Annotated in this window: 13 protein-coding genes; 8 read left to right on the forward strand and 5 right to left on the reverse strand. The window is 41.1% G+C overall.

What is annotated here, in order from left to right; translation table 11 throughout:
• Positions 1-37 precede the first annotated feature (37 nt).
• From PIECOFPK_RS10930 to PIECOFPK_RS10940, 3 genes are all read right to left on the reverse strand, one after another.
• Positions 38-3,151, reverse strand: coding sequence for an efflux RND transporter permease subunit (locus PIECOFPK_RS10930; protein WP_330975176.1), 3,114 nt, complete (start codon positions 3,149-3,151; stop codon positions 38-40).
• Between the two features lie 84 nt (positions 3,152-3,235).
• Positions 3,236-4,294 carry an efflux RND transporter periplasmic adaptor subunit gene (locus PIECOFPK_RS10935; RefSeq protein WP_330975175.1) on the reverse strand — a complete coding sequence of 353 codons (1,059 nt, stop codon included), beginning with the start codon at positions 4,292-4,294 and terminating at the stop codon, positions 3,236-3,238.
• Positions 4,295-4,377: 83 nt separating this feature from the next.
• A complete protein-coding gene (locus tag PIECOFPK_RS10940; protein ID WP_409965876.1) occupies positions 4,378-5,514 on the reverse strand; it encodes a 5-(carboxyamino)imidazole ribonucleotide synthase in 1,137 nt (378 codons plus the stop codon).
• Between the two features lie 163 nt (positions 5,515-5,677).
• On the opposite strand from PIECOFPK_RS10940, the gene PIECOFPK_RS10945 reads away from it, so the two are divergent.
• A complete protein-coding gene (locus PIECOFPK_RS10945) occupies positions 5,678-6,853 on the forward strand; it encodes a L,D-transpeptidase family protein (RefSeq protein WP_409965877.1) in 1,176 nt (391 codons plus the stop codon).
• Between the two features lie 20 nt (positions 6,854-6,873).
• Here PIECOFPK_RS10945 and PIECOFPK_RS10950 read toward each other — a convergent pair whose 3' ends face one another.
• The gene (locus tag PIECOFPK_RS10950) at positions 6,874-7,677 is read right to left on the reverse strand and encodes a 1,4-dihydroxy-6-naphthoate synthase (RefSeq protein WP_330975172.1); all 804 of its coding nucleotides are present in this window, start codon (positions 7,675-7,677) and stop codon (positions 6,874-6,876) included.
• 29 nt (positions 7,678-7,706) lie between these two features.
• Positions 7,707-8,351, reverse strand: coding sequence for a futalosine hydrolase (mqnB, locus tag PIECOFPK_RS10955; protein WP_409965878.1), 645 nt, complete (start codon positions 8,349-8,351; stop codon positions 7,707-7,709).
• A 54-nt stretch (positions 8,352-8,405) separates the two neighbouring features.
• Between mqnB and PIECOFPK_RS10960 the strand changes: the two genes are divergently transcribed.
• The 7 genes from PIECOFPK_RS10960 (at position 8,406) to PIECOFPK_RS10990 (ending at position 17,517) form a co-directional block, all read left to right on the forward strand.
• On the forward strand, positions 8,406-8,816 hold the full coding sequence (locus PIECOFPK_RS10960; RefSeq protein WP_330975170.1) for a 6-pyruvoyl trahydropterin synthase family protein: 411 nt from the start codon (positions 8,406-8,408) through the stop codon (positions 8,814-8,816).
• Between the two features lie 59 nt (positions 8,817-8,875).
• Positions 8,876-9,289 (forward strand): 6-pyruvoyl trahydropterin synthase family protein, encoded by a 414-nt coding sequence (locus PIECOFPK_RS10965; RefSeq protein WP_330975169.1) that lies wholly within the window; start codon positions 8,876-8,878, stop codon positions 9,287-9,289.
• Between the two features lie 26 nt (positions 9,290-9,315).
• Complete coding sequence (gene folE / locus PIECOFPK_RS10970; RefSeq protein ID WP_330975168.1) at positions 9,316-9,912, forward strand: GTP cyclohydrolase I FolE; 597 nt, start codon at positions 9,316-9,318, stop codon at positions 9,910-9,912.
• Between the two features lie 85 nt (positions 9,913-9,997).
• Entirely contained in the window at positions 9,998-10,888 is an 891-nt protein-coding gene (fabD, locus tag PIECOFPK_RS10975) for an ACP S-malonyltransferase (protein ID WP_409965879.1), read from the forward strand.
• Positions 10,889-10,914: 26 nt separating this feature from the next.
• Entirely contained in the window at positions 10,915-12,198 is a 1,284-nt protein-coding gene (locus PIECOFPK_RS10980; RefSeq protein ID WP_409965880.1) for an amidohydrolase, read from the forward strand.
• A 45-nt stretch (positions 12,199-12,243) separates the two neighbouring features.
• Positions 12,244-15,120, forward strand: a complete 2,877-nt coding sequence (locus PIECOFPK_RS10985; protein ID WP_409965881.1) for an alpha/beta hydrolase family protein — start codon at positions 12,244-12,246, stop codon at positions 15,118-15,120.
• A 105-nt stretch (positions 15,121-15,225) separates the two neighbouring features.
• A complete protein-coding gene (locus tag PIECOFPK_RS10990) occupies positions 15,226-17,517 on the forward strand; it encodes a TonB-dependent receptor (RefSeq protein WP_409965882.1) in 2,292 nt (763 codons plus the stop codon).
• Position 17,518 lies beyond the last annotated feature (1 nt).

The raw sequence follows: 17,518 nt of genomic DNA on the forward strand, positions 1-17,518 counted from the left end.
ATATAACAAAAACCTATTAAAGCTCTTTATATAAAATTTATGCAGTAACCAATTCTTTTGTCTCAGATAGCTCATCCTCTTCTTTCAGCAGCTCTTCAAACTCCCGGTTTTTCTTATTAGCAGACATATAGCTGTATATGGCCGGCAGTACATATAATGTAAGAATTAAAGAGAAGGTGATACCCCCTACAATTACGATTCCCAAAGGTATGCGACTGGTAGCTGCCGCTCCTAATGACAATGCAATAGGCAAAGCTCCTAAAGCCATCGCCATACTAGTCATCAAAATAGGACGCAAACGCTGGCAGGCAGCAAAAACCACTGCCTGTGGCTTCGACATGCCGCGCCTCCGGCTTTGATTAGCAAACTCCACAATAAGAATACCGTTCTTCGTAACCAAACCGATAAGCATAATCATACCTATCTGTGAGAAGATGTTCAGTGTTTGGCCGAATATCCATAAGGATAGTAAGGCACCTGCCAATGCCAATGGCACCGTAATCATAATAATAAACGGATCTATAAAGCTTTCAAACTGGGCGGCAAGCACTAGATAAATGAGCCCTAAAGCTAGCAAAAAGGCAAATGCCGTATTACTACTACTTTCTTCAAAATCTCTTGCCGATCCCGTAAGTGATGTGGTGAAGCTTTCATCCAATACTTGATTGGCAATACGCCTCATTTCCTTAACGCCATCGCCTACCGTATAACCTTCAGCCAAATTAGCCGATATAGTTGCCGATTTATATCTGTTATAGTGATAAATTGTAGGTGGTGTAGTAGACTCTTCCACCGTAGTGATGTTATCCAAACTAATCAATTGTCCGGATTTATTACGTACAAATATTTTCTTGAGATCATCAGGATCATTTCGATCCAACCGATCTACCTGTGCAATTACCTGATACTGCTTTCCACTTCTGGTAAAATATCCCAACCGCTGATTACTGTATGCCGTTTGTAACGCTTGTGAAACATCTGCAACGGATACGCCTAGCTGTGCAGCTTTAAGTCTATCAATACGTACTCTTAGTTCAGGTTTATTGAACTTAAGATCGGCATCTACTTGTTGCAGTATATCGCTCTTATTAGCTTCCTCCAGAAACTTAGGCAACACTTCGGCCAGTTTATCGAAGTTGTTATTCTGAATTACAAACTGTACAGCCTGCCCCCCACGTCTGTTTACCTGAATAGTCTGATCCTGTATCGCAAATGCCCTAGCCTCTGTAAATTTAGAAACATGGCGGTTCACATATTCTACAATTTCTTTTTGAGAGCGCTCCCGCTCGGTAGGAGGCACCAGCCTTACGCGTACAAACCCAGAATTTGCATTTCCGCTTTGCCTAGACCCTGCCAGAGAAAGTACGATTTCATGTTCAGGAACCGAATCCATTATGAATTTTGACACCTTATCGATATACCGGTCCATAGCATAGAACGAAGTACCTTCCGGCGCCGACAAACTGAGCCTAAACTGACTCTTATCTTCCAGGGGTGCTAGCTCAGACTGAATATTGGTTCCAATAAAGTAAATAATACCAAAACACACTAGTACAATCACCCATGCCATCCACCTCACTTTCATGAACGCTTTCAGCGTACGTTCATAAAGTTTTTCCATACCCAGAAAAAAGGGTTCTGTTTTTCTATAGAACCATGAATGATCATGTACATTTTTCTTCGCAACAAATACATTCAGCACCGGCGTTAGGGTCAAGGATACAAAAGCTGATATTAGTACCGCTCCTGCCACTACAATACCAAATTCACGGAACAGACGTCCCACAAAACCTTGTAGGAACACAATAGGAAGGAACACGATCGCAAGCGTAATAGAAGTAGCAATTACTGCAAAGTAAATTTCTTTGGATCCCTCGAGAGCGGCTCTGCGTTTACTTTTGCCCTGTTCAAGCTTTTTAAAAATATTCTCTGTAACCACAATACCATCATCCACCACCAAACCTGTGGCCAATACAATGGCAAGCAGCGAAAGCACATTAATGGTGTACCCCATTATGTACATGATGAAAAAAGCACCAATAAGCGAAACCGGAATATCCAGTAATGGCCTGATGGATAAAATCCAATCGCGGAAAAACAGATAGATAATAATTATTACCAGGCCAATGGCAATGAATAAAGTTTCTTCTACTTCTTTAATAGATGTCTTAATATAAGTAGTCTGATCGAGGGCAATTTTCAAGGTAATATCCGAAGGTACCTCTTTCTTTATCTCTTCTAGGCGTTTGTAAAACTCATTTGATATGGAAACATAATTCGCTCCTGGCTGAGGAATGACAGCTAATGCAATCATTGGTACGGCACTCTCCTTCAACTGCGACTCTTCATTTTCAGGACCCAGCACTACTTTCGCTACATCCTTAATACGTATGTCTGCACCGTTTTCATTTCTTATGATTACATTCTCGAACTCTTCTTCCGTATCTAAACGTCCAAAGGTTCGTATGCTCAACTCGGTATTTTCTCCTGTAAGTTTTCCAGAAGGCAACTCTACATTTTCACGCTGCAAAGCGGCCTGAATATCTCCTGTAGTTACTTTCAGTGCGGCCATTCTATTAGGATCGAGCCATAACCGCATAGCAAACCGCTTTTCACCCCATGTATCAATACTACTTACTCCAGGAATAGTTTGAAGACGATCTACCAACACATTCGTGGCATACTCACTCAGCTCCATAGGGTTTTTGGTATCACTCTGCACAGTCATGGCCAGGATAGGCTCGGCACTGGCATCAGCCTTACTCACTGAAGAAGGAGCTTCTAAATCAGGAGGTAAGCTTCTTTGTGCAGCCGCTACTTTATCGCGCACATCATTAGCGGCAGCTTCCAGATCTACTCCTACTTCAAATTCAACATTGATATTACTGACACCATTACTACTGATAGAAGTGATATTTCTGATACCCGGAATACCGTTGATAGCATCCTCGAGCGGCTCTGTTATCTGAGATTCGATAATATCAGCATTGGCGCCTGCATAAGTAGTACGTACGCTGATATTGGGAGGATCGATAGCAGGATAATCCCGAACTCCCAGAAACTTAAACGAGATGATACCAAATACAATAATGATGATATTCATCACTATTGCCAGAACCGGTCTCTTTAAACTTAATTCAGAAATATTCATTAAAAAATCTCCCGCTTCGGCTATTTACAAATAAAAAAACGATATATGACAAGCTATTGGGGAAACCGCTTTCTGTCGATTCCTCTAATATACAATCCTTCCTATCTCAATCTTCGAGTCAGGCTTGGTGCTCATGACACCAGATACTACAATCGTATCCCCTTCTTTTAGGCCTCTCTCCACAGCCACTCTGGCCGAATCCCGTCCGCTCAGTTCCACTTCGGTAAATACAGCTTTACCCTCACGGTACACAATTACCTGCTTTCCTTTTATCGTAGGAATAACTGCTTGTGATGGCACAAAAATTACATTTCGCGGAGCGAGCTCAATTCTAATTTTAGCAAAAGCGCCCGGTACTAATCCTGCAGTGTTGCCAACTATTTTCGCGCGCACGTCCAGCGTTCTGCTATTCAGTGTTACATTTGCAGATGTTGCATATATCTTTGCCGTATAGGTTTCACTACTTCCCTGAACGGTAAAATGTACCATCTGCCCGTTTTCGATATTACCAATATATTTTTCAGGAATAGAAAAATCGAGCTTTAATTCTTCTACCTGATTGATAGTGGCGATTACCGTGGACGGCGTTACATAAGTACCAGGACTAATATTCTTTAAACCGATTTTTCCACTGAAAGGTGCACGCACTTCTGTTTTCTGAATATCGGTTTTCACTACATCAATATCGGCCTGAATATTATTCAGATTTAACAATACGGCATCATAATCGCTTCGGCTAATAGCCTGAATTTTTAATAATTGTGCAGCCCGTTCTTCATTGGATTGGGCTATTGCCAGCTGCGACTGCAGTTTTTTGAGCTGAGCCTGCAAGTCACCATCATAAATCTTGGCCAGTAAAGTACCTTTCGACACCACTTTACCTTCGGCAATATTGAGTTGCACAATGCGGCCTGAAACCTCCGGATGTATTTCGGTTGCCTCATTGGCGACAATCGTACCCGGCACTTCGATTATTTCCGCATACGGTGCTACTTTAGCAATATAGCCATCCAGTTTTGACGCAGCACGTTTTCCGTTATTATTCCCTCCCTTTGCATTGTTTTGCTTCTGTCCACAAGCAGCAAACAGCAGGCAAACAATTGCTAGTAATATTCCGTTTTTGTTTAAAAAAATCAGTAGCATTCAAAATCGTTAATCTAAATGAATAAGCAGATGATGTTATTATGAGACGTTCAAATCTACAAAACCTTTTGTTTTTACCTGACTTACTCATGGGGAGTTTTGGCAACTACAGATAAATTATGCTTTATCTTATTTGCCTTATGAAGCAAATCGGCCTTTTCTTTACTGATGATGGTTACATGCCCCATCTTTCTACCAGGCTTAGTATTTTTCTTACCATAGATATGAAAAAATGCATTTTCCAACTTTAACATTTCCTCCAACCCCTCATAATGAGCTTCTCCGCTGTGCCCTTCCGCTCCCAATATATTTTGCATGAGCGAAGGCATGATAGCATCGGTACAACCCAACGGATAATCGAGCATAATTCTCCACAGCATATCAAACTGCGAGCTGTAATGTGCCTCGATAGTATGATGGCCGCTGTTATGTACCCGGGGGGCCGTTTCATTTACCAACACATCGCCCGAAGGCGTAACAAACATTTCTACTGCAAAAAGACCGGCAGATTGAAAGTTTTTCACTGTGGTAAGAGCAGTTGCTTCGGCTTTAAAATAAACTTCTTGACTCAGCTCTGCCGGACAAAGCTGATAACTCAACAGGTTTAGCACATCGTCAAAAACCATTTCCACCGGCGGATACATGGCTATTTTTCCATCATTAGCTACCGCCACCATAAGTGCTATTTCTTTTTCGATAGCCACTTTTTTCTCCAATACGCTTTCTGCATCAAACCCCTTCTCTATATCAGATTCATTCTCAATTATTTGAACCCCTCTGCCATCGTACCCTCCTTGCCCCAGTTTGTGTACTGCTGGCAGCAAGTGCACGTGTTGTCTTAATTCTTCCAAATTTTGCGTTACGACAAATTCTGACGTAGGGATGTTATAATCAGCGTAATATTGTTTCTGACGAACTTTATTACAAATAATGCGCAATACCTGAGGTTTCGGAAAAATTCGTTTTCCTTCTTTTTCCAATTGCTCAAGCGCGTCAATGTTTACATTTTCAATCTCTATAGTGAGGGCATCTAAATTTTTTCCAAAATTGTAAACATCATCATACCGGGTGATATCCCCTTTTGTAAAATGATGACATAAATGAGCTGCAGGACATTCAGCATCATTTTCCAATACATATGTTTCAACGGGATAATTGGCTGCCGCCTGTAACAACATTCTGCCTAATTGTCCTCCCCCTAAGATTCCGATTTTTCGCATGTCGCAAAGATAGGTAAGGGTGTCATATGCACCTTTCAGTTTATAACATTTAGTTATGGAAATTTTCAACTCTTATATTCTAAATTTGTACATATTATTCAAAACATTGCATAAAATCGTAAATATTTCATTTTCTTCGCAGTACCACAGGCAATCTTTTTTGATGATGAAAAAGTTTATTTGGACAGTAATCCTTCTGATTGGTTTTGTTTCATTACAAGCTCAGACCTCCACTTTTGACGTCTCCACCTCTTCTTTCTTAACTTATCAACTGGGATTTCAGCGACCACGAGAATCCTTTGCCAGAAAAGAAGCTGCTTTAAAAGCTCTCTTTGCTGCCAAAAACCTAATTTGGCCGGCCAGATATCTGTACATACGTTCGTTTAAGTATGACAGTCAGCTAGAGGTATGGGCTAAAAACAAACTGGAAGAGCCCTATAAGCTTGTTAAGATATACAAGGTGTGTGCTCTTGTAGGAACACTAGGACCTAAAAGATTTGAAGGCGACTATCAGGTTCCGGAAGGATTCTATCATATCAGTGGTTTTAATCCAAACAGCAATTATTACTTATCCCTTCGGTTAAATTATCCTAATGCATCTGACCGTGTATTAAGCGACCCGGTAAGACCTGGAGGCGATATCTATATCCATGGAGGTTGCTCCACTGTGGGTTGTATCCCCATCAAGGATGACCAGATCGGGGAATTGTATGTGATGACCGCCAGCAGTAAAGCTGCAGGACTGGACTTTATCCCAGTACATATTTTTCCTGTGAAATTTGATGTGCAGAAAAGTTACGAATACATCAACACGCTCACTAAAGACAACCCGCAATTAAAAGCATTTGCCTCTAAATTGGAAGATGCTTTTGATTATTTCGAAACATATAAACAGGTGCCGGTGGTGATGATTAGAGACGATGGAGAATATGTTATTAAAGACGCCCTTCCCAAAACACCTAAGTTTCAACCTAAGGTGCGCCCCACCAGTAATCACAAACCTACTGTGCGTAAAATTGACTTCTTACCTACTTCAGTGGCTAAATGGCCTGAGTACCCGGGTGGTGCTGCTGCTTTTTCTGAGTATCTGAAAGAGCTTAGCAAAGAAATGGAAAAAGTACTTCCCGATGATGTTACTAGAGCCTTTGCTCAGGTAGAATTCATTATCGATACTGATGGCTCTGCCGTAAACTTTAAAGTACTGAAAGGAGTGGATGACTACTTCAATGCGGTGTTGGTAGAGAAAATGGAACAAATGCCTAAATGGTCTCCAGCTATTTACCAGGGCAAACCGGCAGCCAAAAAAATGGTACAAAGCATTCAAGTGGGACAGGAATAATAGAAATCTATATGATTCTATTACTGTGCTATTTTCTCGAAAATGCTCCTTAATACCTCAACAGCTTTGTGACCTTCGGGGCCCAAGTTGAGGCTATAATTATTAACGTATAATTCGATGTGCTGACGCATTACTTCCTCACTCATCGTCTGTGCGTGCTGCTTTACATAATCCGAAACTTGAGGATATCTGTCAAACGCATATTGTAGACTCTTATTGATAAGCGTGTTTACTCTTTGACGCAACTCCTCTCCCAACGATTCTTTGATAACAATACCCCCCAAAGGAATGGGCACCCCCATTTTTGTCTCCCAATATTCGCCCAAGTCCATTACTTTATGCAAACCTTTTTGCTGATAAGTAAATCGGTTTTCATGAATAATTACACCTAAATCGGCTTCACCACGCACTACTGCATCTTCGATTTCATGAAACACTTTGAAAGTTTTATGAAGCGCCCCCGGATAGGCAAAGCTGAAAAGCAGATGGGCTGTAGTATTGATACCAGGTAACACAACAGTAGCTTTATTTACATCGTCCGTAGAAAACGGCCTATCGATGCTGCTAATCAGCAATGGTCCAACCCCCTTCCCCAATGCACTACCTGCATCTAACAAACGATACGTAGTAGCTGTTCTGAAATAAGCCGGAAAACTCAGTTTGGTAATATCCAGCTTCCCCTCCAATGCCCACTGATTAAGCGTTTCCACATCTTCTAATACTGGCTCAAACTTTATATCTCCCGTATCTATTTTACCATTTACCAGTGCATCGAAAATAAAAGTATCGTTCGGACAGGGAGAAAAACCTATTGATATTGTCATCTAATTTCAAAATTAAACATGAACAAATACTATATCACTCCATCTTTCAGCACCCCAATAATGCGCACTAACTCCTCATTCAAACGCGCCAATGACATTTTAAAATCCCATTTTTCCTTGTTACGCTCTCCTACATAATTCGAAACGGCTCGCATTTGCAAAAAGGGGATTTTCTCCAGCTTCGCCACATAATGCAATGCTGCACCCTCCATCGATTCCAGTACAGCACCACACTCTTTTAACAATGCAATTCTTTTTTTGTTGGTGGATATTTCATTCACCGTCACGGCTGATACTTGTGGCAAACCGCAACTCTTTAAAAGCTTTTTATAAGGATTAAACAAACAGCCGTTTATAAAAGGGGGTTGATTCGCCCTCATGAGTCCCAAATCGAACACCGAGCGCCAATGCTGTTGCTCCATCACACCCAAATCCGCAATCCCATCCTTTGACACCGCCAATACGGCTCCCAATGGAATGTTTTTATCAAAACTCCCCGCCAAACCTGCTTGGATGATATAGCGGGGCTTTTTTTGCCACAAAACCTTGGTTAGTGCATAAGTAGCTGATAGCATGCCAATACCTGTAATCAGCACATCAACTTTATTTTTCCTCAAAAAGGATGTAGAAGCTGCTATTTCAAGCTTTGTAGCAGATAGAACCAGAACATTCATAAAAAAAATGTTGCAGCAAATGTCGGTATTCTTTCTAAATATTACCTTTGCGCGATGGTATATCTGACAAGAAAAGAGCATTTTAATGCCGCCCATCGGCTTTACAATCCGAATTGGGACGAGGAAAGGAATCAGGCGGTTTTTGGCAAATGTGCCAATCCCAACTGGCATGGGCACAACTACGACCTATACGTTACCGTAAAAGCTCGGCCACATACGGAAACAGGGTTTGTATTTGATGTAAAAAGATTGAGCACCATTATCAGGGAACATATTATTGAAAAGCTAGACCATAAAAATCTTAATGAAGATGTGGATTTCATGAAAGGCAAAATGTGTAGTACCGAAAATCTAGCAATCGAAATCTGGAAACAATTGGAACCACACATTCCTGCCGGTGTACAGCTTCACTGCATAAAGCTCTACGAAACTCCCCGCATCTATGTGGAATATTTTGGAGAATAATTTTTTAACCCTGAACGTACGTTCCTGTATATAAAATCGTAAAACAGACTGAATTATTAATGAAAGTATCCGTTTTCAGAGAGGAACATTTTAACGCAGCCCACCGCTTATATAATCCGGAATGGGACGAAGCTACCAATACGCAAATTTTTGGGAAATGCGCTTCTCCCAATTATCATGGACATAATTACGATATTGTGGTCAAAGTAACCGGAGAGATCGACCCGCAGACGGGATTTGTAGTCAATATAGTAGAGTTAAGCAATATCATTAAGAGAGAAGTAGTAAGCCGATTTGACCATAAAAACCTTAATTTAGATACAGAAGAATTTAAAAATCTTAATCCTACAGCAGAAAATATCGTTATCGTTATTTATAACCTTATCCGGCCTCATATAAGTGAGCATCTCGACCTTCAAGTGAGGTTGTATGAAACTCCACGAAACTTTGTAGAATACCCGGCCGGCAGGTAACACCCGTATCACAATTTTAGAAAAGCATGTCCTATAAAAAAACAGAACATTACGATACCCCAATCACGGAGCAACTCATCCGTCATTATAAAGAAATACTCACGCTGTTGGGTGAAGATGCCTCGCGTGAAGGATTACTAAAAACTCCGGAGCGTCAAGCAAAAGCCATGCAGTTCATGACGCAGGGCTACCAGATGGATGCACATGCTATTATCAACTCCGCCAAATTTCATGAAGATGTTAGCGAAATGATTGTGGTGAAAGATATTGAACTGTATAGCATGTGTGAGCACCATCTACTGCCTTTCTTTGGCAAAGCACATGTAGCCTATATTCCTAACGGATGGATTACGGGGTTGAGTAAAATTGCTCGCGTAGTAGATGTATTTAGTAGACGGCTACAAGTACAGGAAAGATTAACGGTACAGATTATGAATGCCATTAAAGAAACCCTCAACCCTCTGGGTGTAGCAGTAGTAATCGAGGCAAAACATCTGTGCATGATGATGCGAGGCGTGCAAAAACAAAACTCGGTTACTACAACTTCTGCTTTTGATGGAGAATTTCAAAAAAATCCCACCCGAAGCGAGTTTTTAAAATTAATCAGTGCAGATTTGCATTAACAATAAAGCTAAAGGGTAGCCGCATTTTGCTGAAACTTTAGCCCGGTTTATAAATAACTATATTTAGAAAAAAAGTCATAACAAGATGAAGCATGCTTTCGTTTTCCCCGGACAAGGTTCTCAGTTTACCGGAATGGGAAAAGATCTTTACGAACAAAGTGTATTTGCCAAAAAGCTGTTTGAACAAGCCAATGAGGTGCTGGGATTCAGAATCTCCGACATTATGTTCAATGGCTCAGATGAGGAATTAAAACAAACCAACGTTACCCAGCCTGCAGTATTTCTGCACTCTATCGTGGCTTATAAATCCATCCAAGAAGCCAAACCCGATATGGTGGCCGGGCATTCATTAGGAGAATTTTCAGCACTGGTGGCCAATGGCACCATTAGCTTTGAAGACGGTCTGAAACTAGTAGCTGTGCGTGCCAGCGCTATGCAAAAAGCATGTGAAATTACACCTTCTACCATGGCAGCCATTATCAACCTGCCCGATGAAAAAGTTGAAGCAATTTGCGCCGAAGTACAAAAAGAAACCGGCGAAGTAGTGGTTCCGGCCAACTACAATTGTCCGGGGCAGCTGGTAATAAGTGGCAGCATCAAGGGCATCGAAGTGGCCTGCGAAAAAATGAAAGCTGCAGGAGCAAAACGCGCGCTGGTACTACCTGTTGGCGGCGCTTTCCACTCTCCTTTAATGGAACCTGCAAGGAAAGAACTTCAAGAAGCCATTGAAAAAACCGATTTCCATACACCTATCTGCCCCATCTATCAAAATGTTACTGCAAAAGCTGTATATGATAAAGATGAAATCAAGCAAAACCTCATTGCGCAGCTTACTGGAGCAGTACGTTGGACACAAACCATCCTATCGATGGTAGAAAATGGAGCTTCCAAATTCACCGAATGTGGTCCCGGAAAAGTTTTACAAGGACTCATTCAGAAAATTGATAAGAATGTAACTGTGGAAGGTGTTAGCTAAAATGATTTTTTAGCTAACTTAGGAAAATGAGAAAAATACTCCTTAGCCTGTGCCATTTTATTGCACTTCCGCTTTTTGCACAAAACATCGAACAACTGATTGCACAAAAAGCAGAAGCTATACAACCCAAGCTCGTAGAATGGCGCAGGCAAATTCATCAAAATCCGGAACTCAGCAATCGCGAGTTTAAAACCCAACAATACATCTTAGCCCATCTTAAAAAGCTGGGCATTGAAACCCAAACGATGGCCAAAACCGGCGTCGTGGGTATCCTGCGAGGAGGCAAACCGGGTCCTGTAATAGCCCTTCGCGCCGACATGGATGCACTTCCCGTAGAAGAACGTAATGACCTGCCCTTCAAATCCACTGTAAAAGCCGAATATTTGGGAGAGCAAGTACCTGTAATGCATGCGTGCGGACATGATGCGCATGTGGCTATTCTCATGGGCACTGCGGAAGTGTTGGCTTCGATGAAAAAAGACATTCCCGGAACAGTAAAGTTCATTTTCCAGCCTGCAGAAGAAGGCGCTCCCCCCGGTGAGGAAGGCGGCGCCAGTCTTATGGTAAAGGAAGGTGTGATGGATCATCCGAAAGTGGATGCCATATTCGGTTTGCATATTGAAAGCTGGATTGAAGAAGGCAAAGTATATTACAAACCCGGGCCTTTCATGGCTGCCAGCGACCGATTTACTATTAAGATAAAAGGGAAACCCTCACATGGTTCTCAACCTTGGAAAAGTATAGACCCTATCACCACAGGAGCTCAAATCATCAATGCCATTCAGCAAATTGTAAGCCGACAGGAAGATCTCACCAAAGCTCCAGTGGTAGTTACAGTAGGTAAGATACAAGCTGGAGTTCGCCATAATATTATTCCGGGAGAATTGGAGATGGTAGGTACCATTCGCACTTTTGATACCACCATGCAAAATGATGTACATAGACGTCTCCAACATATCGCCACTCATATTGCAGAAGCCAATAATGCTACAGCAGAAGTGGTCATATACAAAAACAATCCTGTTACTTTCAATGATATTGAACTGACCCATAAAATCGTTCCACTACTACAGAAAACAATCGGAGCAGAAAACGTGCAGGAAACACGATGGGTAACCGGAGCAGAGGATTTCGCCCATTACGGAAGCAAAGCTCCTGCCGTATTTCTTTACTACGGCGGAATGCCTAAGGGTAATGACCCTACCAAAGCCCCGCCTCACCACACTCCTGAATTTATGATTTCAGATGCTATGCTCTATAATGGAGTAAAGGTTTTTTGTAATATAATTTTTCATTTCACTAAATTGTAACATACACTGCATTCGATATCAATTCCCATTTACTATATCTACACCATGAAAAAACTAACGCTAATTCTTTTGCAATGCGCTTGTTGTCTTTTGATTAATGCACAGAAAAAAGTATTAGACCATAGTGTTTATGACAGCTGGCAATCGATAAGCAATATCCTATTAAGCAAAGACGGGAAATGGATTGTATACAACATCAAAGTACAAGAAGGCGATGATGAACTGATTATACAATCTACTGATAACAATTATAAAAAAGTAATTCCGCGCGGTTATGACGCCTCTATTACGGGCGATGATCAATGGCTCATCTTCAAAATCAAGCCGCTTTACAGCGAAATCAGACAGGCAAAGATCAAAAAAAAGCAAGTCGCCGATATGCCCAAAGACAGCTTAGGTATTGCTATGCTGGGAGGAACTCAAATTCTCAAATACCCCAACCTAGTATCGTATAAAACGCCTAGAGAAAAAAACGAGTGGGTGGCAGGTCTATTTCGAGATACTACAATCGCTACTGCTCAAAGGCGTTACAAAGCTGATCCAGCGAAGGATAGTCTGCGACAGATTATCGATTCACTACAGTATCTCATTAGCACTTTAAAACCACAACAAGAAAAAGATAAGCATCCTGATCCCGGAAAAAATAATCATCTACTGCTGATGAATCCCTCCACCGGTTATCAGCACACATTTGCTCATGTAAACGAATATGTATTCAATAAAAAAGGAACACACCTGTTGATTGAACAAACTTTAAATCTTAACGATACCATCAATTCCACCTGCATTATACGCTTTCATCTTACAACACATAAGACAGATACCATCATGCGAGGCGGCAAAGACTTCAAGAATTTAACCCTTTCCGAAGACGGAAATCAAGCCGCCTTTGTATTACAAAGAAAAGGCAGAGCAAAAGAAGTACAGCCTGATTACGAGCTTTGGTATTACGAACAGGGAATGGATAGTGCTATCAAGCTGATTGATACGTTAACACCGCATTTCCCTAAAGGATATAGGGTAAGTGAATTTGCACAGCTACGATTTAGCACTTCCGGCGAACGACTACTATTCGGTACAGCACCAGCAAGACCTTCAAAGGATACCACAATAAAAGACATTGATAAAGTAAATCTGGATATCTGGCATTACAAAGATGATTATCTACAACCTTACCAATTAAAAAATCAAAAAAGAGACCGCGAAAAAAGTTACCTCGCCGTATACGACTTTGTTCAAAAAAGAATGTTTCAGATAGGCAGTCTTTCTTTTCCCAATGTATATGAAGGAGCTTTGGCCGATGCAAAATATTTTGTAGCTATTACCGATACGGGCAGGCGAGTAACATCGCAATGGGCCGGGCGTACTCCAAAGGATATATATTGGATAGATATTGTTACCAACCGTACAATCCCAGTAGTTACAAATCTCGACGGGCATATTAGCGCTTCATGGATAGCTCCTACCGGTAAATATGTGATATGGTATAATCACAAGACTCAACACTATTATTCCTTTGATGGTAGTAAGACTATAAAAATCACATCGGGCATCAAATCACTTTTATGTGATGAGGAAAATGATGTACCCGACTCCCCTGCTCCTTATGGCATTGCAGGTTGGGTTGACGAAGACCAATATGTTCTTATCTATGATAGATATGATATCTGGCAAGTAGACCCATCGGGTAAGGTAGCCCCTGTCAACCTCACACAAAACGGTAGAAAAAACAAAATCACATATCGATATATCTCGGGCGATTCGGATGAAAAATACATCCATACCTCTCAAATGAATCTGCTGAAACTATTTGATAATACCACCAAAAAAAGCGGACTCGTCATCTTACAACACAATAAGCTGAACCACGATATTCTTACTCCTAGCTTATTTCATAATCAGCCCTATCATTTTAACACCGTACTAAAGGCTAAGAATGCTCCTGTATTTGCTTATAGTAGAGAAAGCTTTGAACAATCTCCTAATGTGTATGTCTATCTAGCAGATAAGGAAGAACAGCTTTCCTTTATCAATCCACAGCAAAAGGAATACAACTGGGGAACAGCCTCCTTGTTCAAATGGAAAACTTTTTCAGGCAAACCGGCCACAGGAATTTTATATAAACCGGAAAACTTTGACAGCACTCAAAAATATCCAGTAATATTATATTTCTATGAAAAGCTCTCCTACAATCTTTACAAATACAATCCCCCGGCTCCTACGCCCAGCCGCCTAAATATTTCTTTTTTTGTAAGCCGTGGGTACATAGTGATGACTCCTGATATTAGCTATACCATCGGTCATCCTGCCAAGAGCGCTTATGATTATATCGTAAGCGGCGCTAAAGCACTTACAAAATTCAGTTGGGTTGATAGCAAACATATGGGATTGCAAGGGCAAAGCTGGGGTGGTATTCAGGTGGCTCAAATTATTACCATGACACCCATGTTTGCTGCTGCATGGGCAGGGGCTCCTGTAGCCAACATGACCAGTGCCTATGGGGGTATAAGATGGTCTTCGGGTCTCAACCGCCAGTTTCAATACGAAAAAACACAAAGTCGCATCGGGGCCACTCTCTGGGAAAGACCCGATTTATATATCGAAAACTCCCCACTGTTTCATCTACCTAAAGTTTCTACTCCACTAGTAGTTATGGCTAATGATAATGACGGAGCAGTGCCTTGGTATCAGGGCATTGAATTATTTACAGGTCTGCGACGTTTAGGGAAACCCGTATGGATGCTCAATTACAACGGAGAAGAACACAATCTCGAAGAACGTAAAAACAGAAAAGATATTCAGATACGTCAACAACAATTCTTCGATTGGCTGCTGAAAGGCGAAAAACCTGCCAAATGGTTAGTAGAAGGGGTACCTGCTGTTAACAAAGGGCTAGACTGGGGACTAGAATTAGTTCCTTGATCTTTTCTCTCTTTAATGCCTTTAAAGCAATAATACTGCCCTTATTTATTTGTTAGACTGACCTAATATTTATAGTTTCGCACATGAAACTATAAATATATTTTGATGAAGCTTTCCAAAAGTTTATTTAATGGCATCCTATTTATGGCCTTAACACAGGCATTACAAGCCCAAACAACTATCCTAAAAGGGAAAATAACAGCAGATGGCATACCGATGCCCTCGGTCAACATTCATCTTGATAAAACGACGATAGGAACAGTATCAGACAGCAGCGGCTATTACAAGCTTGAAAATATTCCGGCAGGGAGATACAAACTCATTGCCACGCATCTGAATTATAGCAGATATGAAAAAGAAATCCATCTGGAAACACAACAACCCCTCTTTTTAAACATAGAATTGGAGCCTTTGCGCGATACCACCACTTTACAAGATGTAGTGATATCCGGCACTATGAAAGCAGTGAGTCGGTTAGAAAGCCCCGTAGCAGTAGAAGTATACCATGCTGCTTATTTCAAAAAAAACCCAACACCCAGTATTTTCGATGCCTTACAGCTGGTAAATGGAGTAAGGCCTCAACTCAATTGTAACATTTGTAATACCGGCGACATTCACATCAATGGGCTTGAGGGGCCCTACACCATGGTATTGATAGACGGCATGCCTATCGTAAGTGCTTTAGGTACGGTTTATGGACTATCGGGAATTCCTAGTTCATTAGTTGAAAGAATTGAAGTTATTAAAGGTCCGGCCTCTTCCCTCTACGGAAGTGAAGCAGTGGGAGGACTCATCAATATTATCACAAAGAAGCCCCACAATGCACCTCATATATTTGCCGATGTATTTGCAACATCTTGGGGGGAATACAATACTGATCTAAGCTTTAAAACCAATGTGGGTTCCAATGCCACCATACTGACTGGAGTCAATTATTTTAACTATCAGAACCGAATAGATAAGAACCAAGACAATTTTACGGACGTCACCCTCCAAAACAGAATATCCGTATTTCAAAAATGGAATTTTACACGTAAACAAAGCCGATTGCTAAGTGTAGCAGGCCGATACCTTTATGAAGACCGCTGGGGCGGCGACATACGATGGAACAAATCCTTCCGCGGAGGAGACGAAATTTATGGGGAAAGCATTTATACCAGCCGCGCAGAGTTGCTGGGCAGTTATGAGCTTCCAATAAAGGAAAAACTTTTATTCGCATTCTCATTCATCAGCCATAATCAAGATAGCCGATACGGTACTACCTCCTATATTGCAAATCAAAAGATTGCATACGGACAATTAACCTGGGATAAAACACTAAAAAGCCATGATTTGCTGGCGGGGGCTACGCTTCGCTACACTTATTATGATGATAATACACCTGCAACAAAGCATTACGACGCTACTAACAATCCTGAAAAAATGTGGCTACCGGGTATATTTATACAAGATGAAATTTATATGACTCCTAACCATAAATGGCTGCTGGGATTGCGCTATGATTATAATAATATACATGGTTCTATTTTCACTCCAAGGCTGGCTTACAAATGGTCTATAAATGACAATAATGCTCTAAGATTTAATGCAGGCACTGGTTTTCGTGTGGTAAACCTTTTCACTGAAGATCATGCTGCACTAACTGGAGCGAGGGATGTTGTTATTCTCAATCATTTGAAGCCTGAGAGGTCCTACAATGTCAATCTCAACTATAGTAAAAAAATCTATTTACCTGCAGGAGGTATTATTGGTTTAGATGCCACTGCATTTTATACCTACTTCACTAATAAAATTATCCCGGATTATGAAAGCGATGCCAATAAAATTATATACGATAATCTAAGCGGCCATGCAATAAGCAAAGGTGCCAGCTTAAATAGCGATATCACTCTACGCAATGGGTTAAAATTTATAACAGGCCTCACACTTATGTCTAACACGATTACCGAAAACAACATTACTACACGACAAATGCTCACTGAAAATTTTACAGGTACATGGGCTATATCCTACCAGCTCAAACCCCTATTCCTTACAATAGATTATACTGGCAATGTTTATAGCCCTATGCGTTTGCCTTTGCTTAGTGAATTAGACCCTCGCAAACCTGAATCGCCTTGGTGGAGCATTCAAAACATTCAGTTTACTTATAACGGATGGCACCAATGGGAAGTTTATGCAGGAATCAAAAATTTCTTGAACTGGACTCCCAATAAGGGAAATCCATTTATCATTGCAAGAACGAATGACCCTTTTGACAAAAATGTAGTTTTTGATGAACAAGGTAAAGTAGTCCCTACACCTGACAATCCTTATGCCTTAACCTTCGACCCCACTTATGTATATGCCCCTAATCAGGGCTTGCGCGTATTTGTAGGAATTCGATTCAAACTATAAA

This window comes from Chitinophagaceae bacterium C216, from assembly GCA_028485475.2.
GTDB lineage: Bacteria > Bacteroidota > Bacteroidia > Chitinophagales > Chitinophagaceae > Niabella > Niabella composti.